18 protein-coding genes are annotated in these 25394 nt (G+C 71.5%); 10 read left to right on the forward strand and 8 right to left on the reverse strand.

The window, feature by feature from the left end:
* Window positions 1-113 precede the first annotated feature (113 nt).
* Window positions 114-713 (reverse strand): GNAT family N-acetyltransferase, encoded by a 600-nt coding sequence (locus ACZ518_RS01595; protein ID WP_469111029.1) that lies wholly within the window; start codon window positions 711-713, stop codon window positions 114-116.
* Window positions 714-1057: 344 nt separating this feature from the next.
* Between ACZ518_RS01595 and ACZ518_RS01600 the strand changes: the two genes are divergently transcribed.
* The 4 genes from ACZ518_RS01600 to glgB all read left to right on the forward strand — a co-directional run bounded on the left by ACZ518_RS01600 (window position 1058) and on the right by glgB (window position 8667).
* Window positions 1058-3052: an alpha-1,4-glucan--maltose-1-phosphate maltosyltransferase gene (locus ACZ518_RS01600; RefSeq protein ID WP_469111030.1), complete on the forward strand. Its 1995-nt coding sequence runs from the start codon at window positions 1058-1060 to the stop codon at window positions 3050-3052.
* Entirely contained in the window at window positions 3049-4755 is a 1707-nt protein-coding gene (treS, locus tag ACZ518_RS01605; protein WP_469111031.1) for a maltose alpha-D-glucosyltransferase, read from the forward strand. The genes ACZ518_RS01600 and treS overlap by 4 nt, the downstream gene beginning before the upstream one ends.
* Before the next feature lie 154 nt (window positions 4756-4909).
* The gene (locus tag ACZ518_RS01610) at window positions 4910-6385 is read left to right on the forward strand and encodes a maltokinase N-terminal cap-like domain-containing protein (protein ID WP_469111032.1); all 1476 of its coding nucleotides are present in this window, start codon (window positions 4910-4912) and stop codon (window positions 6383-6385) included.
* Window positions 6382-8667: a 1,4-alpha-glucan branching enzyme gene (gene glgB / locus ACZ518_RS01615; protein ID WP_469111033.1), complete on the forward strand. Its 2286-nt coding sequence runs from the start codon at window positions 6382-6384 to the stop codon at window positions 8665-8667. The genes ACZ518_RS01610 and glgB overlap by 4 nt, the downstream gene beginning before the upstream one ends.
* Here glgB and ACZ518_RS01620 read toward each other — a convergent pair.
* Both ACZ518_RS01620 and ACZ518_RS01625 read right to left on the reverse strand, forming a co-directional pair.
* Entirely contained in the window at window positions 8657-9016 is a 360-nt protein-coding gene (locus tag ACZ518_RS01620; RefSeq protein ID WP_469111034.1) for a thioredoxin family protein, read from the reverse strand. The genes glgB and ACZ518_RS01620 overlap by 11 nt on opposite strands.
* A gap of 15 nt (window positions 9017-9031) precedes the next feature.
* On the reverse strand, window positions 9032-9421 hold the full coding sequence (locus ACZ518_RS01625) for a MerR family transcriptional regulator (RefSeq protein ID WP_469111035.1): 390 nt from the start codon (window positions 9419-9421) through the stop codon (window positions 9032-9034).
* Between the two features lie 319 nt (window positions 9422-9740).
* Here ACZ518_RS01625 and ACZ518_RS01630 point away from each other — a divergent pair, with 319 nt between their 5' ends.
* Window positions 9741-10430, forward strand: coding sequence for a helix-turn-helix domain-containing protein (locus ACZ518_RS01630; protein ID WP_469111036.1), 690 nt, complete (start codon window positions 9741-9743; stop codon window positions 10428-10430).
* 24 nt (window positions 10431-10454) lie between these two features.
* On the opposite strand, the gene ACZ518_RS01635 is transcribed toward ACZ518_RS01630, so the two are convergent.
* Complete coding sequence (locus ACZ518_RS01635) at window positions 10455-11480, reverse strand: ATP-dependent 6-phosphofructokinase (RefSeq protein ID WP_469111037.1); 1026 nt, start codon at window positions 11478-11480, stop codon at window positions 10455-10457.
* 223 nt (window positions 11481-11703) lie between these two features.
* Between ACZ518_RS01635 and pta the strand changes: the two genes are divergently transcribed.
* The 5 genes from pta to ACZ518_RS01660 all read left to right on the forward strand — a co-directional run bounded on the left by pta (window position 11704) and on the right by ACZ518_RS01660 (window position 21028).
* Entirely contained in the window at window positions 11704-13791 is a 2088-nt protein-coding gene (pta, locus tag ACZ518_RS01640; RefSeq protein WP_469111038.1) for a phosphate acetyltransferase, read from the forward strand.
* A 35-nt stretch (window positions 13792-13826) separates the two neighbouring features.
* Window positions 13827-15041 (forward strand): acetate kinase, encoded by a 1215-nt coding sequence (locus tag ACZ518_RS01645; protein WP_469111039.1) that lies wholly within the window; start codon window positions 13827-13829, stop codon window positions 15039-15041.
* A 61-nt stretch (window positions 15042-15102) separates the two neighbouring features.
* The gene (gene pyk, locus ACZ518_RS01650) at window positions 15103-16533 is read left to right on the forward strand and encodes a pyruvate kinase (protein WP_469111040.1); all 1431 of its coding nucleotides are present in this window, start codon (window positions 15103-15105) and stop codon (window positions 16531-16533) included.
* A 368-nt stretch (window positions 16534-16901) separates the two neighbouring features.
* On the forward strand, window positions 16902-20648 hold the full coding sequence (locus ACZ518_RS01655; protein WP_469111041.1) for a hypothetical protein: 3747 nt from the start codon (window positions 16902-16904) through the stop codon (window positions 20646-20648).
* 20 nt (window positions 20649-20668) lie between these two features.
* A complete protein-coding gene (locus ACZ518_RS01660) occupies window positions 20669-21028 on the forward strand; it encodes a hypothetical protein (RefSeq protein ID WP_469111042.1) in 360 nt (119 codons plus the stop codon).
* 62 nt (window positions 21029-21090) lie between these two features.
* On the opposite strand, the gene ACZ518_RS01665 is transcribed toward ACZ518_RS01660, so the two are convergent.
* The 4 genes from ACZ518_RS01665 to ACZ518_RS01680 form a co-directional block, all read right to left on the reverse strand.
* The gene (locus tag ACZ518_RS01665; RefSeq protein ID WP_469111043.1) at window positions 21091-22374 is read right to left on the reverse strand and encodes a hypothetical protein; all 1284 of its coding nucleotides are present in this window, start codon (window positions 22372-22374) and stop codon (window positions 21091-21093) included.
* Window positions 22364-22915 (reverse strand): DUF6114 domain-containing protein, encoded by a 552-nt coding sequence (locus ACZ518_RS01670; RefSeq protein ID WP_469111044.1) that lies wholly within the window; start codon window positions 22913-22915, stop codon window positions 22364-22366. The genes ACZ518_RS01665 and ACZ518_RS01670 overlap by 11 nt, the downstream gene beginning before the upstream one ends.
* Window positions 22916-23028: 113 nt before the next feature.
* Complete coding sequence (locus tag ACZ518_RS01675; RefSeq protein ID WP_469111045.1) at window positions 23029-23685, reverse strand: DUF6230 family protein; 657 nt, start codon at window positions 23683-23685, stop codon at window positions 23029-23031.
* Window positions 23686-24271: 586 nt separating this feature from the next.
* Window positions 24272-25261, reverse strand: a complete 990-nt coding sequence (locus ACZ518_RS01680) for a tetratricopeptide repeat protein (protein WP_469111046.1) — start codon at window positions 25259-25261, stop codon at window positions 24272-24274.
* Between the last annotated feature and the right edge of the window lie 133 nt (window positions 25262-25394).

Consider the following 25394-nt stretch of genomic DNA (forward strand, 5'->3'; position numbering starts at 1 on the left):
GCGACCGCACCACGCTGTGCACCCGCACGTCGCCCCCGGAAGGCTAGCGTCCGAGCCCGGCCCCGGCCATGGCGCGTCCCGGCCCGGGCCGTCGGGGCAGTCGGAGCCGTCCGTCAGGCGTCCGTGGCCAGGCGGGCGTGGAGGTGCTCGTCGTGCCAGCCGTCGGCGTGCAGGAGCGCGCCGCGCATGGTTCCCTCCAGCGGGAAGCCGGCCTTCAGCGCGACCGCGCAGGAGGCCGGGTTGGCCACCGAGTGGCAGATCCGCAGCCGGTGCAGGCCGGCCGTGCGGAAGGCCCACTCGGACGCCGCGCGCACCCCCTGCGGTATCACCCCGCGCCCGCGCCCGTCCGGGAGCAGCCAGTACACGAGTTCCGCGCTCGCGCCCTCCGGATCGAAGTCGGCGATCCCGATCAGGCCCACGGCCGCGGAGTCCGGCGACGGGGACACGGCCCAGACCGCCGCCTCCCGCTCCGCCCAGCGCCGGTTCCAGCGGGCGATCCGGGCGGCGGCCGACGCGGGGGTCTCGGGCTCGGGCCGGTTCCAGTGCCGGATGCCGGGGTCCGCGTACGCCTCGGCCAGCACCGGGGCGTCCGCCTCGCGCCAGGGCCGCAGCACCATGCCGCAGGGGAGGCCGAACACCGGCTGGAGGTCCTCGCCCCATGGGGCGGGAGGGGCTGTGGGGGCTTGCGTGACGGAGGTGTTTTCGCTGTCCATCGGCCCATCCTCGCCGACTTGACGGAGCCTCGGCGGATGCCGGGCCGCGCCGAGCCGTTCCTTGGTCCTCCGCGTCCCACTACGTACGAGTAGTTAACCGACGGCGCGGATTGGGCGGGGTGAGAGTGGGAAGGGCTGTGCGGGTACACGCGGTACTACACGCACGGCGCACCCGCCCACAACCTTTCCCCGCCACCCGAGTGAACGCGGACAGGAGCGGCCATGCCCGCAGCCCAGCCGTCTTCCGAGCGGCTAGAAACAGAGCGAACAGAGCGTGCACTACCAGCCGTGACTCCGGCTGGACCGTCACCGAGCCCTGCGAACTGCCCCCAGGTGATCCCATCATGATCGGTCGCATTCCCGTGCTGGACGTCCGCCCCGCCGTCGACTGCGGCGCCAGACCCGCCAAGGCGGTCGTGGACGAGGTCCTCGAGATCTCCGCCACCGTGTTCCGCGAGGGCCACGACGCCGTAGCCGCCCATGTCGTCCTGCGCGACCCGAGCGGGCGGCTGCGCCCGCCGGTGCCGCTGCGGGAACTCGCCCCCGGTACGGACCGGTGGGGTGCCCGCGTTTCCGCCGAGGTCGAGGGAAGGTGGACCTACACCGTAGAGGCGTGGAGCGACCCGGTCGCCACCTGGCGCGCCCACGCCGCGATCAAGATCCCGGCCGGCCTCGACACCGGGCTGACCCTCCTCGAAGGCGCGGAGCTCTACGAGCGCGCCGCCGCGAAGATCCCCAAGCGGGACGGCCGCGAGGCCGTACTGGCCGCGGCCGACGCGATGCGCGACGAGGACCGGCCGGTCGCGCAGCGGTACGAGGCCGCGCTCGCGCCCGCGGTGGACGCGGCTCTGGCCCGGCGCCCGTACCGGGAGCTGGTCACGGCGGCCAAGCCGCTGCCGCTGATCGTCGAACGCAAGCGGGCCCTCTTCGGTTCCTGGTACGAGATGTTCCCCCGCTCCGAGGGAGCGGTGGTGGAGCCGGGCAGGGCCCCGGTCAGCGGCACCTTCCGCACCGCCGCCGAACGGCTGCCCGCCATCGCCGCCATGGGCTTCGACGTGGTCTACCTGCCGCCCATCCACCCCATCGGGTCTACCCACCGCAAGGGGCCCAACAACACGCTGTCCGCCGGGAGTTGGGACCCGGGCGTGCCCTGGGCCATCGGCTCGACGGAGGGCGGCCACGACGCGGTCCACCCCGAGCTCGGCACCCTGGAGGACTTCGACGCCTTCGTGGCCCGCGCCCGCGACCTCCGGATGGAGATCGCCCTGGACTTCGCCCTCCAGTGCTCCCCCGACCACCCCTGGGTGGAGAAGCACCCGGAGTGGTTCCGCCACCGCGCCGACGGGACGATCGCGTACGCCGAGAACCCCCCGAAGAAGTACCAGGACATCTTCCCGGTCCACTTCGACTCGGACATGGCCGGCATCGTCGAGGAGACGGTCCGGATCCTGCGGCACTGGATGGACCACGGCGTCCGGATCTTCCGGGTCGACAACCCGCACACCAAGCCGGTCGTGTTCTGGCAGAAGGTGATCGCGGAGATCAACAAGTCCGACCCCGACGTGATCTTCCTGGCGGAGGCTTTCACCCGGCCGGCGATGATGCGCGCGCTCGCCTCCGTCGGCTTCCAGCAGTCGTACACCTACTTCACCTGGCGCAACACCAAGGCCGAGCTGACCGAGTACCTGACCGAGCTGTCCGGCGACCGCTCGGCCTCCGTGATGCGGCCGAACTTCTTCGTGAACACGCCCGACATCCTCCACGAGTACCTCCAGAAGGGCGGCCGGCCCGCCTTCGAGGTCCGGGCGGTCCTCGCCGCCACCCTCTCCCCCACCTGGGGGATCTACGCGGGCTACGAGCTCTGCGAGAACACCCCGGTCCGGGAGGGCAGCGAGGAGTACCTGAACTCCGAGAAGTACGAGCTGCGCCCGCGCGACTGGGCCGCCGCCGACCGCGAGGGCCGCACGATCGCCCCGCTGATCACCGCCCTCAACCGGCTGCGCCGGCGCAATCCCGCCCTCCAGCAGCTGCGCGACATCCACTTCCACCCGACCGACAACGAACAGGTGATCGCCTATTCGAAGCACTCCGGCGGCAATTCCGTACTGGTGGTCGTCAACCTCGATCCGCACCACACCCAGGAGGCGACGGTCTCGTTGGACATGCCGGTACTCGGCCTCGACTGGCACGGGTCCCTCGCGGTGCGCGACGAGCTCACCGGCGAGACCTACCACTGGGGCAGGGCGAACTACGTGCGCCTGGAACCGGGCCGTACGCCCGCGCACGTCCTGGCCGCCCTGCGACCGTCCCCGCCCACCGGAGGGTCACCCACCACATGATGATCAACGATCCCGTCCACGACACCTTCGAGGACACCCCCGCCAAGGACCGCGACCCCGACTGGTTCAAGCGGGCGGTCTTCTACGAGGTCCTGGTCCGCTCCTTCCACGACAGCAACGGCGACGGCGTCGGTGACCTCAAGGGGCTCACCGCCAAGCTGGACTACCTCCAGTGGCTCGGCGTCGACTGCCTGTGGCTGCCGCCGTTCTTCGCGTCGCCGCTGCGCGACGGCGGCTACGACGTCTCCGACTACACCTCCGTGCTGCCCGAGTTCGGCGACCTCGCCGACTTCGTGGAGTTCGTGGACGCCGCGCACACCCGCGGCATGCGGGTGATCATCGACTTCGTCATGAACCACACCAGCGACCAGCACGAGTGGTTCCAGCAGTCCCGCAAGGACCCCGACGGGCCGTACGGGGACTACTACATGTGGGCCGACAACGACAAGCAGTACCAGGACGCCCGCGTCATCTTCATCGACACCGAGACCTCCAACTGGACGTACGACCCCGTCCGCAAGCAGTACTACTGGCACCGCTTCTTCTCGCACCAGCCGGACCTCAACTTCGAGAACCCGGCCGTGCAGGAGGAGATCATCTCGGCGCTGCGCTTCTGGCTCGACCTCGGCATCGACGGGTTCCGCCTCGACGCCGTGCCCTACCTCTACGCCGAGGAGGGCACCAACTGCGAGAACCTGCCCCGCACCCACGAACTCCTCAAGCGGGTCCGCGCCGAGATCGACGCGCACTACCCGGACACCGTGCTGCTCGCCGAGGCGAACCAGTGGCCCGAGGACGTCGTCGACTACTTCGGCGACTTCGCCAAGGGCGGGGACGAGTGCCACATGGCCTTCCACTTCCCCGTCATGCCGCGCATCTTCATGGCCGTCCGAAGAGAGTCGCGCTACCCCGTCTCCGAGATCCTGGCCAAGACCCCGGCGATCCCGGACGGCTGCCAGTGGGGCATCTTCCTGCGCAACCACGACGAGCTGACCCTCGAAATGGTCACGGACGAAGAGCGCGACTACATGTACGCCGAGTACGCCAAGGACCCCCGGATGCGGGCCAACATCGGCATCCGGCGCCGGCTCGCCCCGCTGCTGGACAACGACCGCAACCAGATGGAGCTGTTCACCGCCCTGCTGCTGTCGCTGCCCGGCTCGCCGGTGCTGTACTACGGCGACGAGATCGGCATGGGCGACAACATCTGGCTCGGCGACCGCGACGGCGTACGGACCCCCATGCAGTGGACCCCGGACCGCAACGCCGGTTTCTCCTCGTGCGATCCGGGCAGGCTGAACCTGCCGGTCATCATGGACCCGGTCCACGGGTACCAGGTCACCAATGTCGAGGCGGCCATGGCGTCGCCCTCCTCACTGCTGCACTGGACCCGCAGGCTGATCGAGATCCGCAAGGCCAACCCGGCCTTCGGCCTCGGCTCGTACACCGAACTGCCCTCGTCCAACCCGGCGGTGCTCGCGTTCCTGCGCGAGTTCGGGGACGACCTGGTGCTGTGCGTGCACAACTTCTCCCGCTTCGCACAGCCCACCGAACTGGACCTGAGGTCGTTCAACGGGCGGGTCCCGGTGGAGCTCACGGGTGACGTGCGCTTCCCGCCGATCGGCGAGTGGCCGTACCTGCTGACCCTGGCGGGACACGGCTTCTACTGGTTCCGGCTCCGCAGCGACCAGCGCGCCGACTGACGGACCCGCTACGGGGCGGGCACTCCTTTGGGTCAACGGCCCGCCCCTGTACGGATCATCCTGACCCGACACACGCACATACCGGAGTAGCAACTGCCGCACATCCGGGACACTCTGCGCATTCTGTGACGGCCCGGGGAAAGGACGCGACGCCATGTCGGAGGCTGCATCCGCCCGGAGCCGGCTGACGGCCGCCCGGGCCACCGGAACCGCCGGACCCGCCGGAGCCCCGGGACCCGCCGGGACCGCCGCCCTGGAGCCGATGCTGAGGGACTGGCTGCCCGCACAGCGCTGGTTCGCGGGCAAGGGGCGCCGGATCGGCAGGATCGAGGCCGTCTCCGCGGCCGAACTGCTGCCGCCGGGCTCCGCCCCCGGACTGCTGCACCTGCTGCTCGACGTGGACGGGGACTGCTACCAACTCCTCCTGGGCATCCGCCCGTCCCCGCTCCCGCCCGCCCTCGCGCCCGCCCTGATCGGGCACGCCGAGAGCGGCCCGTACGCCGGCCGGGCCGTGTACGAGGCGCTGGGCGACCCCCGGCTCGCCTCCCTGCTGCTGGAACGGCTGCGCTCCCCCGGGACCCTGGGCCCGCTCCGCTTCGACCGGGATCCGGACACTCCGGTCCAGGCCGGACTGCTGCCCCGGCCGCTGTCCGGGGAGCAGACCAACTCCTCCCTGATCTACGGGGATTCGTACATCCTCAAGGTGTTCCGCCGGGTCGGCCCCGGGGTCAACCCGGACCTGGAGCTGCCCAGGGCCCTGGCCGCCGCCGGCTGCGCCCGCGTGCCCGCCCCGGTCGCCTGGTACGAGGCCGAGCTGGCCGGTGGAGAACCGTTGACCCTGGGCGTGCTCCAGCCCTACCTGCGCGGCTCCGACGACGGCTGGCAGCTGGCCCTGCGCAGACTCGGGACCGGGGCCGACTTCACCGCCGAGGCGCACGCCCTGGGCCGGGCCACCGCCGAGGTGCACAGCGCCCTCGCGACCGCGCTGCCCACCCTGGCCCTGGGCCCCGAGCAGACCGCCCGGCTCGCCGCCGGGATGACCGCCCGGCTCGCCGCCACCTGCCGCGAGGTGCCCGCACTGCAGCCGTACGAGACCGGGCTGCGCGGCGCCTTCGACGCGCTGGCCGCCTCCCGGGGCGCCGGGGTCCCCGCCCAGCGCATCCACGGGGACCTGCACCTGGGCCAGACCCTGCGCACCGCCGACGGCAGCTGGGCCCTGATCGACTTCGAGGGGGAGCCGGCCCGGCCGCTCGCGGACCGCCGCCGCCCCGAGCCGGCGGTCCGCGACATCGCCGGGATACTGCGCTCCTTCGACTACGCCGCCCGCTCGCACCGGCCCTTCGCCCCCGCCTGGGCTGACGCCTGCCGGGCCGCGTTCTGCGAGGGCTACGCCCGCACCACCGGCCGCGACCCGCGCGAGGACCCGGTGCTGCTGCGCGCGTACGAGACCGACAAGGCGGTGTACGAGGCCCGGTACGAGTCCCGGCACCGCCCCGACTGGCTGCACGTCCCGATGGCGGCGATCCGCCGGCTGTCGGAACCCCAGCGGCCCGCACACCGCATGCCCCCGCCGGCTCCCGGCACCGCCCCCACCCCCCACCCGAAGCCCCCGAGGAGGCCGCTCGCGTGAGCGCCGCACGACAGCCGTCACCGACCGTCCGCGAGGAAGCCGCAGCCGTACCCGAACCCGCGAAGCGGGCCCGCGCACCCAGGGCCCGCCGCGCCGCGCCGCCCCACGGGGTCCGGCCGGCGCCCGCGCTGGACGCGGAGGAACGGGCCCGGCTGCTGGAGGGCCGCCACCACGACCCGCACGCGGTGCTGGGCGCCCGCGCGCAGCGGGGCGGGGTGGCCTTCCGGGTGCTGCGCCCGTACGCGAAGGCCGTCACCATCGTGGCCAAGGGGCTGCGGGCGGAGCTCTTCGACGACGGGGACGGGCTGTTCTCCGGGCTGCTGCCGCTGACCGGGGTGCCGGAGTACCGGCTGCTGGTGGCGTACGAGAGCGACGAGGTCGAGGTCCACGACCCGTACCGGTTCCTGCCGGCACTCGGGGAGCTGGACCTGCACCTGATCGGCGAGGGCCGGCACGAGGAGCTGTGGACGGCCCTGGGCGCCCGCCCGATGGAGCACCAGGGCGTGGCCGGCACCCGCTTCACGCTGTGGGCGCCGAACGCGCAAGGGGTGCGGGTCACCGGGGACTTCTCGTACTGGGACTCGGTGGCCTACCCGATGCGCTCGCTCGGCGCGAGCGGGGTGTGGGAGCTGTTCCTGCCGGGGGTCGTCGAGGGCGCCCTGTACAAGTACGACATCACCCGTCCGGACGGCAGCCACACCCTGCGCGCCGACCCGATGGCGCAGTACGCGGAGGTCCCGCCGGCGAACGCCTCGGTGGTCACGGCCTCGCGGTTCGTGTGGCAGGACGCGGAGTGGATGGCCACGCGCGGCGACCGGGCACCCCACCAGGCGCCGCTGTCGGTGTACGAGCTGCACCTGGCCTCCTGGCGGCCGGGGCTCACGTACCGGCAGCTGGCCGACCAGCTGCCGGCGTACGTGAAGGAGCTCGGGTTCACCCACGTGGAGTTCATGCCGGTCGCCGAGCACCCCTTCGGCGGGTCCTGGGGCTACCAGGTCACCGGCTTCTACGCGCCGACCTCGCGGATGGGCACCCCGGACGACTTCCGGCTGCTGGTGGACTCTCTGCACCGGGCCGGGATCGGGGTGATCGTCGACTGGGTGCCGGCGCACTTCCCGCGCGACGACTGGGCGCTCGCCGAGTTCGACGGGCGGCCGCTGTACGAGCACCAGGACCCGCGCCGGGCCGCGCACCCGGACTGGGGGACGCTGGAGTTCGACTACGGGCGCAAGGAGGTCCGCAACTTCCTGGTGGCCAACGCCGTGTACTGGTGCCAGGAGTTCCACGTGGACGGGCTGCGCGTGGACGCGGTGGCCTCGATGCTGTACCTGGACTACTCGCGCGACGAGGGCCAGTGGTCGCCGAACGAGCACGGCGGCCGGGAGGACCTGGACGCGGTGGCGCTGCTCCAGGAGATGAACGCGGTGGTCTACCGGCGCTGCCCGGGGGTGGTGACGATCGCGGAGGAGTCGACGGCCTGGAACGGGGTCACGCGGCCGACGGACTCCGGCGGCCTGGGCTTCGGCCTGAAGTGGAACATGGGCTGGATGCACGACACGCTGCGGTACGTGTCGAAGGAGCCGGTGCACCGCAAGTACCACCACCACGACATGACCTTCGGGATGGTGTACGCGTTCAGCGAGAACTACGTGCTGCCGATCTCGCACGACGAGGTGGTGCACGGCAAGCGCTCACTGGTGTCGAAGATGCCGGGCGACTGGTGGCAGCAGCGGGCCACGCACCGTGCGTACCTGGGCTTCATGTGGGCCCACCCGGGCAAGCAACTGCTGTTCATGGGGCAGGAGTTCGCACAGGGTTCGGAGTGGTCGGAGTCGTACGGGCCGGACTGGTGGCTGCTGGACTCCTCCTATCCGGCGGCCGGCGACCACCGGGGGGTGCGCGACCTGGTGCGCGACCTGAACCGCGCGTACACGGCGGCTCCCGCGCTGTGGGAGCGGGACTCGGTGCCGGAGGGCTTCGCGTGGGTGGAGGCGGACGCCGCCGAGGACAACGTGTTCGCGTTCCTGCGGTACGCGCAGGACGGCTCGCAGCTGCTGTGCGTGTCGAACTTCTCCCCCGTGGTCCGGCACGGCTACCGGATCGGGGTGCCGGAGGAGGTGCCGCTGTGGCGGGAGGTCCTCAACACCGACCGGGAGGAGTACGGCGGGAGCGGCGTCCACCACGGCCGGCCGCTGCGCCCGGAGCCGGTACCGGCCCAGGGGCGTGCGGCGAGCCTGCGGATGACGCTCCCGCCGATGGCGACGGTCTGGCTCAGGCCGTGACCGGCGCCGTCGCCGCCGTCGCCTCGTCGAGCTCCTGAAGCAGCCGGCGCTTGGGCCGGGCGCCGACGATCTGCCGGACGGGCTCCCCGTCGCGGAAGAGGAGCATGGTCGGCATGGACAGCACCCCGTAGCGCGTGACGGTCGCGGGGTTGCTGTCCGCGTCGATCTGTACGACCTTGAGGCGGTCCGCCCGCTCGGCGGCCACGGCGGAGAGCACCGGGGCGAGCTGGCGGCAGGGGCCGCACCAGTCCGCGGTGAACTCCACCAGTACGGGCCGGCCCCGTTCGGCCAGCACCCGCGCCTCGAAGTCGGCGTCGGTCACTTCCGCCACACCCTTGGCGTGGATCATTTCGTTCCCCTCTCGTCAGCCGGTCATCTCGCAGCGCGGCACGGCTTCCCCGGCGGCCTCCTCGGCCGTCGCCAGCTGGCGGGAGACCTGGTCGCGGACGTCGGCCAGCTGGCCGATCAGCCGGTCCAGCTCGGCGAGCTTGCGGCGGTAGACCGCGAGGGAGGCCGGGCAGGAGTCTCCGGCCGGGTGGCCGGCGCGCAGGCATTCGACGAACGGCCGGGTCTCCTCCAGTTCGAAGCCGAAGTCCTGGAGGGTCCGGATCTGGCGCAGCAGGCGCAGGTCGTCCTCGTCGTAGTCGCGGTAGCCGTTGCCGGTCCGCCGGGCCGCGAGCAGTCCGCGTGATTCGTAGTACCTGAGCGTCCGGGTGCTGGTCCCGGCCCGCTTCGCCAGTTCGCCGATGCGCATGGCCCGACCGTATTCCTTGACGCCGACGTCAAGGGAAGGGCGGGGCCCTCGCCACCCCCGTATGCGAGGGCCCCCGACATGGATCACGGACGGCGGGCCGGACCGGTTCACGTCCTGTGACCGGGATCACTCTCCGGGTTTCCCGGGTCACCTGAAATGGAGTGGCTTGATCCGTACGCTCTCAATGGATCTTCCCACGATCCGATTACCGGACGGTCGCCGGGAAAACCGCCCAAAGTCATGAACTCCATAGGACTTTCCTACGAGTTATGGGCTTGTTTGAATAGTCTGTAGTCGTCGAAGGTTGGCCACTCCTACCGTGTGCCCTGTGCACTCCAGCCCCCCTTTCAATGCCCCCGCCGCGCGCCGCCTGCGCGCGGCCCTGGGCATGGCTCCCGGTCATGTCGCCTACGGCCTGCGGGCCCAGTACGGCCTGCTCGTCGCACCAGAGACCGTGATGGCCTGGGAGCGGGGCGAGCAGTCGCCCACCTCCGCCGAGCTCACGGCCCTGGCCGGCGTGCTCTGGTGTTCCCCCGGGGAGCTGCTGGCCGAGCCCGTCACCCTGCGGGAGCACCGCATCGCCCGGGGCCTGGACCCCGAGGACCTGGCCCGCCGGATCGGGGTCGAGCCGAACGCGTACCGGAAGATGGAGGACACCGCGCGCTGGAAGGGCAACGAACGCCAGTCCGCCGCCCTCGCCTCGGTGCTCGGCCTGACCCTGGCGCAGTTCGTGACGGCCACCGGCAAGCACGAGGAGCTCGCCGACCTGCTGCGCAGCGCGGCGACCACCCGTTGGCAGGCCTACGTGAAACCGCTGGCCAAGCTGCTGCCGGTACCCAAGGCCCACCTGGAGCGGGTCCTGGAGCTCCTCTACAACGAGTACCAGTCGCGGATGGTGGCCACCCTCGGCTGGGGCGGTGCCGAGGGCGCGGCCGGCACCGGCGACGCGGGGCGGGAGTTCCTCGCGGAGATCACGGACCGGTTCTGGGCCCTGGCCGGCGGCGCCTGACGCGAAGCGACGCGCCCGGCCCGGTCAGAAGACCGACTCCGCCTCGTACATCCGGTTCTCCGGGACGGTCTTGAGCTCCGTGACGGCCTCGGCCAACGGCGCCATCACGATGTCGGTGCCGCGCAGGGCGGTCATCTTGCCGAATTCCCCGCGGTGCACGGCCTCGACGGCGTGCCAGCCGAAGCGGGTCGCGAGGACGCGGTCGTAGGCGGTGGGCACGCCGCCGCGCTGGACGTGGCCGAGGATGACCGGGCGGGCCTCCTTGCCGAGGCGGTGCTCCAGCTCGATGGCCAGCCGGTTGCCGATGCCGGCGAAGCGCTCGTGGCCGTACTGGTCGATGGCGCCCTTCTCGTACGGCATGGAGCCGGCGGCCGGGTGCGCGCCCTCGGCCACGCAGACGACGGCGAACTTCTTCCCGCGGGCGAACCGTTCCTCCACCATCTTCACCAGGGCGTCCACCTCGAAGGGGCGCTCGGGCAGGCAGATGCCGTGGGCGCCGCCGGCCATACCGGACTCCAGGGCGATCCAGCCCGCGTGACGGCCCATGACCTCGACCACCATCACGCGCTGGTGGGACTCGGCGGTGGTCTTAAGACGGTCGATGGCCTCGGTGGCGACCGTGACGGCGGTGTCGAAGCCGAAGGTCCGGTCGGTGGAGGAGATGTCGTTGTCGATGGTCTTCGGCACGCCGACCACCGGCATCCCCGCGTCGGCCAGCATCCGGGCGGCCGTCAGGGTGCCCTCGCCGCCGATCGGGATCAGCGCGTCGATGCCGTAACGCCGCGCCAGTTCGTGGGCGTTCTCGGCGGCTTCGTGCAGCCGCGCGCGCTCCATGCGCGCCGAGCCGAGGATCGTGCCGCCGCGGGCCAGGATCCCGCTGACGGCATTGATGTCGAGGGGGCGGTAGTGGCCGTCGAGCAGGCCCTTGAAGCCGTCCTCGAAGCCGATGACCTCGTCCCCGTGTCCGACCAGGGCACGGTGTACGACCGACCGGATGACAGCGTTCAGGCCCGGGCAGTCGCCGCCTGCGGTGAGAACTCCGATACGCATCGTGCTGTGTCTCCTGCCGTACATATGAAGGGCGTATTTGATGACGCCTGTCCGATTGTTCCACGTTCCGAGAAGGGTGCGCGCTCGGCACTGCTCCACCCACCAGGCCTTTCGTCCCTCCCGCCCGGACTTTTTCCAGGGGCGCCCTATCCACTGACGGAGGTATTGTCAAGAGGTCGAGGCACACCAATCAGACATCCACTGCATGGGACGGAGAGCCCGCGTGACGCGCAGCGTGTACGTGACCGGTATCGAGCGGGGAGACGGCCGGCAGGTCGTCGAGCTGGGGATCATGGAGCTCCTGACCCGGCAGACGGGCCGGGTCGGCGTGTACCGCCCCCTGCTGCACGACGGGCCGGACCGGCTCTTCGACCTCCTGCGGGCCCGCTACCGGCTCGACCAGGACGCCGCGACGGCCTACGGCATGGAATATCACGAGGCCTCCGCCGTCCTCGCCGAGAAGGGCACCGACGAGCTGGTCTCGCGGCTGGTCGACCACTACCACCGGGTGGCCCGGGACTACGAGGTCATGCTGGTGCTCGGCACGGACTACGCCGACACCAACCTGCCCGACGAGCTCGCGCTGAACGCCCGCCTCGCCAACGAACTGGGGGCGGTCGTCATCCCCGTCGTCGGCGGCACCAAGCACCCCGCCGAGGCCGTGCGCGCCGAGGCCCGCAACGCCCACCGGGCCTACGAGAGCCTGGGCTGCCACGTCGTGGCGATGGTCGTCAACCGGGTGGCCCCCGAGGACCGCGACGTCATAGCCGAGCGGCTCGCCGCCCGCCTCCCCGTGCCCTGCTACGTCCTGCCCGACGACAAGTCCCTGTCCGCCCCCACCGTCGCCCAGATCACCCGGGCGCTCGGCGGCGAGGTGCTCCTCGGCGACGACGCCGGGCTCGCCCGCGACGCCGTGGACTTCGTCTTCGGCGGCGCGATGCTGCCCAACTTCCTGAACGCCCTGACCCCCGGCTGCCTGGTCGTCACCCCCGGGGACCGGGCCGACCTGGTGGTGGGCGCGCTCGCCGCGCACGCCTCGGGCACCCCGCCGATCGCGGGCGTACTGCTGACCCTGAACGAGCGCCCGTCCAAGGACGTCCTCGCCCTTGCCTCGAAGCTCGCCCCCGGCACCCCGGTGGTCTCGGTGGCCGGCAACAGCTTCCCGACCGCCGCCGAACTCTTCTCGCTCCAGAGCCGGTTGAACTCCGCGACCCCGCGCAAGCTGGAGACCGCGCTCGGCCTCTTCGAGCGGCACGTGGACACCGCCGAACTGCGCGGGCTGCTGTCGGTGGCCCGCTCCGAGCGCGTCACCCCGATGATGTTCGAGCACGAGCTGCTGGAGCGGGCCCGCTCGGAGCGGCGCCGCGTGGTGCTGCCCGAGGGCACCGAGGAGCGGGTGCTGCGCGCCGCGGACGTGGTGCTGCGCCGGGGGGTGTGCGACCTGACCCTGCTGGGCGAGGAACAGGCCATCCTGAAGAAGGCCGGCGACCTGGGCGTCGACATCTCGGCCGCGCAGCTGATCGACCCGGCGTCCTCCCCCCTGCGGGAACGATTCGCCGAGTACTACGCCAAGGCCCGCGCGCACAAGGGCATGACCGTCGAGCTGGCCCACGACGTGGTCACCGACGTCAACTACTTCGGCACCCTGATGGTCCAGGAGGGCCTGGCCGACGGGATGGTCTCCGGCTCGGTGCACTCCACCGCCGCCACCATCCGTCCCGCCTTCGAGATCATCAAGACCAAGCCCGAGGCCTCGATCGTCTCCTCCGTCTTCTTCATGTGCCTGGCCGACCAGGTCCTCGTCTACGGCGACTGCGCGGTCAACCCGGACCCCGACGCGGCACAGCTGGCCGACATCGCCGTGCAGTCGGCGGCCACCGCGGCCGCCTTCGGTGTCGACCCGCGGATCGCGATGCTCTCGTACTCCACGGGCACCTCGGGCTCCGGCGCGGACGTGGAGAAGGTCCGCAAGGCCACCGAGACCGTCCGCGCGCAGCGCCCCGACCTGCCGATCGAGGGCCCGATCCAGTACGACGCCGCCGTGGAGCCCTCGGTCGCCGCGACCAAGCTGCCCGGCTCCGAGGTGGCCGGCCGGGCGAGCGTGCTGATCTTCCCGGACCTGAACACGGGCAACAACACGTACAAGGCGGTGCAGCGTTCGGCCGGCGCGGTCGCGGTCGGCCCGGTGCTCCAGGGCCTGCGCAAGCCGGTCAACGACCTCTCGCGCGGCGCGCTGGTCCAGGACATCGTCACCACCGTGGCGATCACCGCGATCCAGGCGCAGTCGCAGTCCCGGCCCCAGGCCCAGTGATCCCCCCACCACACCCGAAGGAAAGACCCCCCACCGTGACCGCAACGCGCGTACTCGTCCTCAACTCCGGCTCCTCGTCCGTGAAGTACCAGCTGCTCGACATGGCCGACCGCTCCCGCCTCGCCGCCGGCCTGGTGGAGCGCATCGGCGAGGAGACCTCCCGCCTCGTGCACGAGCCGCTCACCGGAGCCGGCGCCGAGGGCGGCAAGCGCGAGCGGCTCGGCCGGATCGCCGACCACGGCGCCGCCCTGCGGGCGGTCGCGGCGGAGCTGGCGGCCGACGGCCTGGGCCTGGACTCCCCCGAACTGGCGGCCGTGGGCCACCGGGTGGTGCACGGCGGGACCCGGTTCACCCAGCCGACGGTCATCGACGACGAGGTGCTCGCGGAGATCCGCAGCCTGATCCCGCTGGCCCCGCTGCACAACCCGGCGAACGTGACCGGCATCGAGGTGGCGCGCGAGCTGCGCGGGGACCTGCCGCAGGTGGCCGTCTTCGACACCGCCTTCCACTCGACGATGCCGGAGCACGTGGCCCGGTACGCGATCGACGCGGCGACCGCCGACAAGTACGCCATCCGGCGGTACGGCTTCCACGGCACCTCCCACGCCTACGTCTCCCGTGCGGCGGCGGCGCTGCTGGGCAAGCCGGTGGAGGACGTGAACGTGATCGTGCTGCACCTGGGCAACGGCGCCTCCGCCTCGGCGGTGCGGGGCGGGGCCTGCGTGGAGACCTCCATGGGCCTGACCCCGCTGGAGGGCCTGGTCATGGGGACCCGCTCCGGCGACCTGGACCCGGCGGTGATCTTCCACCTGGCCCGGGTGGGCGGGCTCTCCGTCGACGAGATCGACTCGCTGCTCAACAAGAAGAGCGGTCTGCTGGGTCTGTGCGGCGACAACGACATGCGCGAGGTGACGCGGCGCGCGGGCGAGGGCGACGAGGCGGCCGGCCTCGCGCTGGCGGCCTACGTCCACCGGCTGAAGAAGTACATCGGCGCGTACACGGCGGTCCTGGGACGGGTGGACGCGGTGGTGTTCACGGCGGGCGTCGGCGAGAACGCGTCCGCCGTGCGGGAGGCGGCGATCGCCGGCCTGGAGGAGCTGGGCCTCGCGCTGGACCTGGAGGCCAACGCCGTGCGCTCCGCGGAGCCCCGGCTGATCTCCCCGGACTACGCGCGGGTGGCGGTGGCGGTGGTCCCGACGGACGAGGAGCTGGAGATCGCCTCCCAGGCGTACGCGTTGGTTACCCAGTAGTCACTTGGACTTTCCGCCAGACGGAATATTCCGCTACGAAACAAACGGATAGGATCCGGTCATGCGCCGTTCCAAAATCGTCTGCACGCTGGGCCCCGCCGTCGACTCGTATGAGCAGCTGAAAGCGCTCATCGAGGCAGGTATGAACGTGGCCCGATTCAACTTCAGCCACGGATCCCAGGCAGAACACCAGGAGCGGTACGACCGCGTCCGGAAGGTCTCCGAGGACACCGGGCGTGCGGTCGGCGTCCTCGCCGACCTCCAGGGCCCCAAGATCCGTCTCGAGACCTTCGCCGAGGGTCCCGTCGAGCTGGTGCGCGGTGACGAGTTCACCATCACCACCGAGGACGTCCCGGGCGACAAGTCCATCTGCGGCACCACCTACAAGGGCCTCCCGGGCGATGTCGCCAAGGGCGACCAGGTCCTGATCAACGACGGCAACGTCGAGCTCCGGGTGACCGAGGTCGACGGCCCGCGGGTCAAGACCATCGTCATCGAGGGCGGTGTCATCTCCGACCACAAGGGCATCAACCTGCCCGGCGCGGCCGTGAACGTCCCCGCCCTGTCGGAGAAGGACATCGACGACCTGCGCTTCGCCCTCCGCATGGGCTGCGACATGGTCGCCCTGTCCTTCGTCCGCGACGCCAACGACGTCAAGGACGTCCACCGCGTCATGGACGAGGAGGGCCGCCGGGTCCCCGTCATCGCCAAGGTGGAGAAGCCCCAGGCCGTCGAGAACATGGAGGCCGTCGTCGCGGCCTTCGACGCGGTCATGGTGGCCCGCGGCGACCTGGCCGTCGAGTACCCGCTCGAAAAGGTCCCGATGGTCCAGAAGCGGCTCATCGAGATGTGCCGCCGCAACGCCAAGCCGGTGATCGTCGCGACCCAGATGATGGAGTCGATGATCACCAACTCCCGCCCGACCCGCGCGGAGGCGTCCGACGTCGCCAACGCCATCCTCGACGGCGCCGACGCGGTCATGCTGTCCGCCGAGTCCTCGGTGGGCGCCTACCCGATCGAGACCGTCAAGACGATGTCGAAGATCGTCACGGCGGCCGAGGAGGAGCTCCTGTCCAAGGGCCTCCAGCCGCTGGTCCCGGGCAAGAAGCCGCGCACCCAGGGCGGCTCCGTCGCCCGCGCGGCCTGCGAGATCGCGGACTTCCTCGACGGCAAGGCCCTGGTCGCCTTCACCCAGTCCGGCGACACCGCCCGCCGCCTGTCGCGCTACCGCGCCACGCAGCCGATCCTCGCGTTCACGACGGACGTGAACACCCGCAACCAGCTCACCCTGAGCTGGGGCGTCGAGTCGGCCATCGTCCCGCACGCCGACAGCACGGACGCCATGGTCGACCTGGTGGACGCCGAGGTGATGAAGCTCCAGCGCTTCAACGCCGGCGACACCATGATCATCACGGCCGGCTCGCCCCCCGGCGTCCCGGGCACGACCAACATGGTCCGCGTCCACCACCTGGGCGGCGGCACCCCCGCCTGAAGCCCGACGGCTGACCGCCCGACCGCCTGACTCTGCCGCACAGAGACCGAGGGCGGCACCCCGGAGACCCGGGGTGCCGCCCTCGGTGTTTCCCGTCGCCCGGGGCTACTGGCCAGTAGTTTCGGCCGAAATCACACTGGTGTGGCCGAAAACGCACTACCGGCGGTAACCCGATCGTGAAACGCTCGAACCGCCTTGGGGGAAGGCAAACGGGGTTGTGCACCTGACCCGTGCACAGGGGGAATCGACCAGTTCACTCCACCGTGCCACCGCATGCCGCGGCGGCACGGCCGTACGTACGCGCGCCTTCCTTCGGGCTGACCGAACCCCTGAAGACAGGCAACAAGCACGTGCAACGAACCACCCTTTTGCGGGGCAGGAGTCGCGCTTCCCGCGACGCCCTGCGGCGCGGGCTGGCGGGCACCGCCCTGCTCACCGCCTCCGCGGTCCTCGTGGGCCTGATCCAGGCCGCTCCCGCCGGCGCGGTCGAGGTCCCCCCGGACACCGACCCGCCCTACCGGCCGATCAGCCTCGGCGAGCAGGCCCGCCTCGACCGCTGCGCGGGCGGTTTCGCCCTGCACATCGGCGGGCCGGAGATGAAGAAGACGGCGGCCAAGGCCCTCACCGGTCCCGCCGCCGACCTGGCCGCCGCGACCGACCTCGCCACCGGGATGTACCCGCTGGACCAGGCCCGGATCAAGGACCGCGACTCGTACGAGGGCTCCCCGGTGGCCTCGGCCGAGCGGCGGGAGCGCTGGGAGAAGGCGAACTACCCGTACTGGAAGTCCGGCACGGGCGCGGGCATCGACCAGTACGCCCCCAAGTTCGACAAGGACGTCGTCGCCTTCACCCTGGGCCCCCAGCGGGACCTGTACAACCAGCTGGGCTCCGACGCCCACGCCGTGCCCTCGAACGCCGCCCTCGACAAGGCGAAGGCGCTCGCCGCCGAGCTCAAGGGCAAGGACGAGAACCACGACTTCGTCACCAACTCGATGCTGAAGGACGCGTCGAGCGGCAACTACCGCATGCCGACCGCGAGCGACATCGCCCGCTACCTGCGGCTCGGCGGCTACATGGGCAAGGCCCCGGCCGAGGGCTCGGCCGAGTTCCGCCTGGAGGTCGAGGCGCTGAAGGTCGCCTGGGGCGCGTGCGACAGCCGCAACCCGCTCGACTTCTACCGGGTCATGTCCCCGATCGTCGTCACCGCGCACCTGGAGTGGGAGAAGGAGTACGCCACCCAGGCCAAGCCGCGTGCCGAGATCGTCAACGCCGAGGTCGCGGCCGCGGCCGAGGTGCGCGAGTCCACCGAGGCCATGATCGAGGCGCTGGGCCAGGCGTGGCTCGCCGACCAGATCCTGACCTGGCAGAAGTACTGGGCCGGCCAGCCGGCGTCGAGCCGCCCGGCCGCGTCCGTGTTCACCCAGGCCACCAAGGACCTGGCCACGGCCCGTACCAAGGCCGCCGAGCAGGCGAAGATCGCGGCGGCCTCCGCCGCGTCCGCCAGGACGGCGTCCGAGAAGGCCGACACCGCGCAGGACGCCGCGTGGGCGCTCGCCGACGCCGCCAAGGCTCCGCGCGGCCGGGGCCTGCTGTTCGCCCAGCAGTCCGTCCAGGTCGCCAAGGCCTCGGCCGCCGCCGCCCAGGCCGCGGCGAAGGCCGCCGAGACGGCGTCGAACGCCGCCAAGGCGACGGTCGCGGACAGCAACACCCTGTACGCCCTGGCGCAGACCCAGTCGCACGCCCTGAACACCGAGTTCCGCCGCGTCGCCGCGCAGGAGGCCGCCGCCCAGGCGAAGGCCGCCGCCGCGTCGGCCGCGGCCCAGGCCAAGGAAGCCGCGGAGAACGCCACCAAGGCGAAGACCGCCCAGGCCACCGCCGAGGCCGCCCGGGACACGGCGAAGACGGCCGCGGACAACGCCAAGGCGCAGCGGATCAAGGCCGAGCAGGAACGTGACGTCGCCAAGGCCGAGCACGCCAAGGCCACGGCGGAGCGGAACAAGGCGCTGGCGGCGGAGAAGCGCGCCGCCACCGAACGTGAGGCGGCGGCCAAGGCCCGTACCGCCGCCGAGTCCGCCGGCTCGACCGCCGCGGACAAGCTGGACGCCGCCGAAGGCGCCGAGAACCGGGCGGCCATCGCCCGTGACGCGGCCGCGCAGGCTGAGCGCGACATGCGTGCCAAGGACGCCCGCGCCGCCGCCCTGGAGTCGGCGGCGGCCGCCGCCGAGGGCACCGCCGCCGCCGGGGACAGCCGCAAGGCCGCGACGGAGGCCCGCACCGCGGCCAACACCGCGAAGGGCGCGGCGGACCGTGCCCGCACCGCCGCCGACGAGGCGGGCTCCGCCGCGGTCGAGGCCCGTGCCGCCGCCACCCGGGCCGAGGGCGCCGCCGCCCGCTCGCAGGCCGCGTACGAGAACGCGAACTCGCAGTGGTGGACGAGCTACGCGGCCGCCCAGACGGCCCACGCGGCTGCCGCCGAGGCCATCGACGCCTCGGACGCCGCCTCCGCGAACGCCGTGAAGGCGGAGGCGGAGGCCAAGAAGGCCCAGGCCGCCTCGGTCCAGGCCAAGAAGGAGGCGGCCGCGGCCCAGGACGAGGCCGAGAAGACCTCGGCCTGGTCCGCGGTCACCGCCGGACACGCCTACGCGACCGCCCAGGCGGCCATGGCCGCCCGCGACTCGGCCGCGGAAGCCGTCAAGCCGGCCAACACCGCCATCGCGGCCGGTACCCCGTACCGGGAGTCCGACTCCGCCGCCGCCTTCGCGGTCCTGGTGGGGCAGTCCGCCAAGTCGCTCGCCGAGCAGCAGGCGGCGGCGGCCACCGCGAAGTCCGAGGAGGCCGCCAAGGCCGCGGCCGCCGCCAAGGCACTCGCCGACAAGGCCTCCGGTGACGCCAAGCTCGCGGCCCAGGCCTCGGCCGCCGCCGCGGCGGACACCGCAGCGGCACTGAAGTCGGTCGCCGCCGCGCGTGCCTCCGCCGCCACGGCGGCCAAGGCCGCGGCTGCCGCGAAGGCCGCGGAGACCAAGGCGACGGAGTACAACTCCCAGGCCGGTGCCGAGGTCCTCCTCGCCGGCAACGCCTCGCGGGACGCGGCGAGCGAGGCCGCCGCCGCCAACAGCGAGGCCACCGAGGCGGAGAAGAGCGCCGCCAACGCCCGTACCTCCGCCAACGCGGCCAAGAAGGACTCCGACGCCGCGAACAGCGCGGCCACCAAGGCCGAGTCGGACGCGAAGGCGGCGGAGGGTGCCGCGGCCAACGCCCAGCAGTCGGCGAAGGACGCCGACGCGTCGGCGGACCGGGCCGAAGAGGCCTACCGCAAGTGGGAGGAGGAACAGCGCGCTGCGCAGATCGCCGCCTCCAAGAACGACGGCGGTCCCGGGTACGGCGGCGCGGACCTGAACCTCACCCAGGAGGAGGCGCTGCGCAAGGCCTGCGGCCAGGCCTGCGTGGACGAGTACAAGGCCGCTCTGGAGGCGGCCAACAAGGACGTCATCGACTGGGTGATCGAGAACGGCGGCCAGATCCTCCTCGACGTCCTGGGTGTCACCGCCGCGAGGAAGTGCTTCTCCTCGTGGGACGTGGAGAGCTGCCTGTGGACGGCGCTGAACGTCGTCCTCATCGGCGCCGCGGTGCTGAAGATCCCGCAGGTCGCGGTGGCCGTTACCAAGATCGCAGTCGGCCTCGGCGGCTATTTCCGTGCGACTGCGGCGGCCGCCCAGACCCTCGCCCGCCTGAAGCCGATCGCGATGGTCAGCGCGCACGTGGAGTTCGGTGCCTTCCGCACCATCACCGCCGCGGGCGTCCACCCCACGCTGATCAAGCGCGCCGTCACCGCCGGGGGATGGAAGTGGACGATCAGCACCGGACACGCCATGAACCGGGCCCACAAGGCCCCCAAGGGCAAGCCGTCCTTCCCCGCGCTCAACACCACGCACCTGAATCCCGACACCATCGAGAAGGCCCTTATCCTCGAAACCCTGACCCACATGGGCAAGGGCGGCAGCATGCAGGGCTTGCAGAACGTCATCGTCACCATCGATGGCATGGAGATCACCGGAAACATCTTCAAGTTCGGCGACGACGCCATCTCCATCTCGACCTACTACCGGACCGGCTGATGAGCGAACGAGGAACGAGCGTGACGGAACTGCTGAGGCTGGGCCGTGGAGTCACCCCCGAGGACAACGTGGACGTGACCCCGGAACAGTTCGGCCTCGCCGAGTTCGAGTACGTGGAGACGGTCATCTACGCGGGCCCGGACGAGATCCTCTCCATGCTTCGCACGCTGAAGGCCGAGAACTTCATCGGCCTCCCGCCGTGGGCACGCAACCTGGCCTACCGGATCGCGTGCCTGCAGCGCCCGGACGACGCGGCACTGCTGCGCGAGGCCGCTGACGACCTCCTCGCCTTCGGCCCCGACTGGGACGACATCGCGGAGGAGCTCCAGGCCAAGGCGGACCTCCTCGACCCGCCGAAGGGACCGGGGGCGGCTTCCTAGCCCCGCCGACCATGAAAGAAGGCCTGCACCCCGAGGGGTGCAGGCCTTCTTTCACGCCAGGACTACTTCTCCGCCGGGCCGATGTAGTTCTTCAGGCCCGGGACGGTGAGGTTGCCGCCGAACTGGCCGGCCTGGACGACCTTGACCTTCGTGAAGAACGCGAAGGGGACGTTCAGGGGCGGCGGGGTGTTCGGGGTGAACTCGACCGGGATGATCCCGAAGAGGTTGCCCTTGAGGCTTTCGGTGTACATCGTCACCTTCGCGCCGCGGATCGTGGACGTGGAGCCCGGACGCGACTTCAGGTGGGCGATGTTGGGGCTCGTACCCACGGTCTGGTACAGGTCCTTGATGTCCAGCGAGTCCGCGGTGAACTTCAGGACCTTCTTGACCTTGCCGCCCGCCGTCTTCACCTCCACGATGCCCTCGTAGTCGAGGCCGTAGAGGGTCAGCAGCGAGCTGTCCAGGTACCAGGGCTCGTCCGGCAGGAGCGGGATGCCGGGCTCCAGCTTGGCGTTGGCGAAGGCCTCGGCGTCGAAGGTCGGGCAGGGGAAGGGCTGCTTCCCGTTCGGGTCCGTGGTCGCCGACGTGCTCGGAGAGGGGCTGGGCGACGCCCCGTCGGCGTCCTTGGCCGTCTTGCCCGTCTCGTCCTTCGGCTTGGTGACCGTGTCCTTGACGCTCTGCGGGAGCTCCTCGACCTTCACCCCGGCCTTCTTCGCGGCGTCGCGTATCGCGTCGGCCGCCGGGTCGGCGGTCTTCGTCGCGCTCGGGGTCGGCGCGGGCGCCGGGGTGGCCGGCGTCTTCGCGTCCTGGAGGGGCTTGCCGAGTCCGTCCACGAGGCCCTTGAGGGCGTCGCCGACGCCCAGCGGGTCGAGCGGGTTCACCGGCTTGGCGGCCGGGGCCGTCGCCGACGCCGACGGGGAGGCGCTCGTCTTCGGGGTCTCGGGCGTCTTGGCGGACGGGGAGGCCGAGGGGCTCGCCGCCGGCTTCGGGGCCTTGCTCGCGCCGGGAGAGGGAGTCGCACCCGGCGAGGTGCTGGGCGACGGCGAGGTGGACGCGGACGTCGACGGCGTGGGCGTCGGCGAGGCCGACTTCGTGGGCTCGTCGGACCGGGTCACGCACGGGCCGGGCGCGAAGGGGATGTCCTTGTCGTCGGCCAGCGCCAGCTTCGGGGCGATGCCCATCCCGACGAGGACCGCGGTCGGCATCGCCGCGAGGGCCATCGTCTTGCCGACGGGTATCTGGATCTTGTTCAGCAGCGACTTCCTGGGCGCCGCGTGGCGCGGGCCCCTTCTCTCACGGGACTCTGCACCTGGGGCCACGCCCCGCTGCGTCTCGTCACCCCGCACTGTTCCTCCCGCCATCGGCGTGGGCAGTCGTCTCGGTCGCGTACGGCGTTTCCGTGTCACGGGGGCCCGGGATGCCGTAGAACGGGTCCGCGGGCGGCACTTCGGCCGCGTCGGCCTCCTCGGGCTCCTCCTCCACCGGCTTTCCCGGAGCCCAGGCCAGCGCGAGCGCTCCGCCGAGCAGGGAGAACAGGAAACCGAGGAAGAAACCGCCCAGGTTGGACACCGGCAGCGAGACCAGGGCCAGCAGGATCGAGGCGACACCCGCGAACACCCGGATGCCCTGCTGGAACCATTGGGCGATGCCCAGGGTGATCAGCAGGATGCCGATGATCAGCGAGCCCGCACCGGCGGTCGTGGCCATGGCGATGGTGACGTTGCCCAGCCGGAGGTCCGCGTAGGGGAAGTAGGCGATCGGAACGCCGCCCAGGGACGTGAAGAGACCCGCCCAGAAGGGACGGCTGCCCCGCCAGGCGCGGAAACGGTGGTGCACGACGGTGAGCCAGTGGTCGTCTGCGGCGCGAACCGGGGCCTCGGGGTTCATGGACAACAGCTCCCTGGAAACGGTGGTACGGAGAACTCTGTGGAGCCCGGGCGGGCGTACGGCGGCCGCTGCCGCCGTCCGCCCGTCCGGTCACATCACAGGACGGAACCGGCTTACTTCTCGTCCTGGTAGCACGGCTCGTTGCCGCTGATCAGGCGCAGCTTGAGGTCGGGCAGCGTGAAGGTGCCCGCCGTCGTCGCCCAGGCCTTCTGACGGACCTTCGTCAGGACGGCCTTCTTGGCACGCTGCGAGAACAGGCCGCCGTCCGCCACCGTGTTGGCCTGCGGCCCGGTCGGGTGCGTCCCGTCCTTCGCCGCGCCCACTGCGACACCGATGTCCAGGTCGGTGAACTCGGCGTTGGTGTCGAGCTCGGCGACATCCAGGTAGATGTTGTGCGCGACGGCGGGCGTGCCCTTGTGGCCGGTGCGCAGTTGCATCGTGATGGCGCCGAGGCCCGGGACCGGGGTGACCAGGGACTGGCACATGTTGGTGATCTCGGCGCGACTGAACCCGGAGATGGTGACCGGGTGCTTGGTCTTCTTGTTGGGGTCGCCCAGCGTCGCACCTTCGGCCACGCTGCCGTACTGGAGCAGGTCGTCACCGTCGAGCTTGTCGGCCGACACCTTGAAGTCCTGGCCCGAGACGCTGAAGGACGCCGCGAGGGCACCCTGCGCCAGACCCACACCGACCGCGGCGGTGGCCGCGAGACTCGGCACCATGACGAGCGCGAAGCGCTTCCATCTGGTCCCGCCACGAACCTGAGAACTCATCTTGTTCCTCCTTCTCGGACGTACATCTCCGGTCCGGGCCGGGAGGCCCGTCCTGGGATGGGAGAAGTGCTACGTCCTCGGGAAGGAGCGCAGGCGGCCGAGCCGCGGCGCAGCCGCGTCCGATACACCGGCGTTCACCCCCGAGCGACAACCACTGGGCCACGCGTTCGCGCAACCTGGAGGACAGGCCCTGCCGGTGTGGCAGAGACCCCCCTGTCCACGGCCGGTGCCACTGTCACCGGCCGGCCCGGTGGGGACCCTCCGCCGCGGTTCCGGGTGAGCGGTTCTGCGGGAAGGACCGAGCGTCGCCGATCGTGGTCCATTCCCGGCCGGGGCACAAGGGGGTTCGTTACTGGCGGGTAACGGCTGGATAACCGGAGTCTGTCCCGGTGGCATCGCACGGCCACACAGGGTGTCACCCTGGGCCACGACAGAAGGGGTGAAGAACGAACCAACCGGACAGTTCACGGGGTTCGATTTACTGCGAGTAACAGCGGCCGCGATTACCAAGTTTTGGCAAAACGCGGCCGCTGTTTATCTCCGTGTCAACAAATCGCCGGTGGCGGCACACGCAACCGGAGTACGGCTAGAACAGCACCCGCGCCAGCGCCGTACGGGCCTGCGAGACCCGCGGGTCGTCCGCGCCGATCACGTCGAACAGCTCCAGCAGCCGGACCCGTACCGCGTCCCGGTCGTCACCGAAAGTCACCCGGACCGTATCCACCAGGCGCCCGAAGGCGTCCGCCACGTGCCCGCCCGCGAGGTCCAGGTCGGCCGCGGCCATCTGCGCGGCCGGGTCCTTCGGGTTCGAGGCGGCCTCGGCGCGCACCGTCTGCGGGTCCATGTGCTGCACCCGGGACAGCAGCTCGGCCTGGGCCAGGCCCAGCTTCGCTTCGGTGTTCGCCGGGTCGTCGGCCAGTACGTTCTTGTACGCCTGCACCGCACCGGCCAGGTCGCCCGCGTCCAGCGCGACGACGGCCGCCTCCAGCAGCGCGTCGTACGGACCCGCCGGAACCGCGGCGGGGGCCGCCGGGGCACCCTCGGCGCCGGGGTCGACCTGGAGGCCGATGAGGCCGAAGCGCTCCTCGGCGACCTGGACCAGCTGGGCCAGGGTCTCGCGGATCTGCTGCTCGGGCGCCACGCCCTGGAACAGCGGAAGCACCTGGCCGGCGACCACGGCGAACACGGCCGGGATGCCCTGGATGCCGAACTGCTGCATCAGCATCTGGTTGGCGTCGACGTCGATCTTCGCCAGTACGAAACGGCCGTCGGCCTCGACGGCGAGACGCTCCAGCAGCGGGCCGAGCTGCTTGCACGGCTCGCACCACTCGGCCCAGAAGTCGAGGACGACCGGAACCTCGTTGGAGAGCTGGAGCACGTCGCGCTCGAAGCCCGCCTCGGATACGTCGAAGACGAGGGCGGACGGCGGTACGGCGCCGCCGGGCGCGCTGCCCGCGCCGCCGCCCTGCCGGGCCGCGTCGCTGCGCGCCTGCTCGGCCTTGGCCTTGGCTTCGCCGGCCGCCTTCACAGCGGCGAGGTCGACCACGCCGCTCATGGACATGTTTCTGGGCTGCATGCGTACATCCTCCCCCTTGTGCGCGCGCCGACGAAAAGGATCCCGAAAGATCGTCCTGCGTTGTGCGATGTTCGGCGCCGGGTCCCCACCTGGCGCCAGTAGCTTCGCGTGGTTGTCGCTCTTACGCTACGAG

The sequence above is a fragment of the Streptomyces sp. NPDC033966 genome (assembly GCF_055575955.1).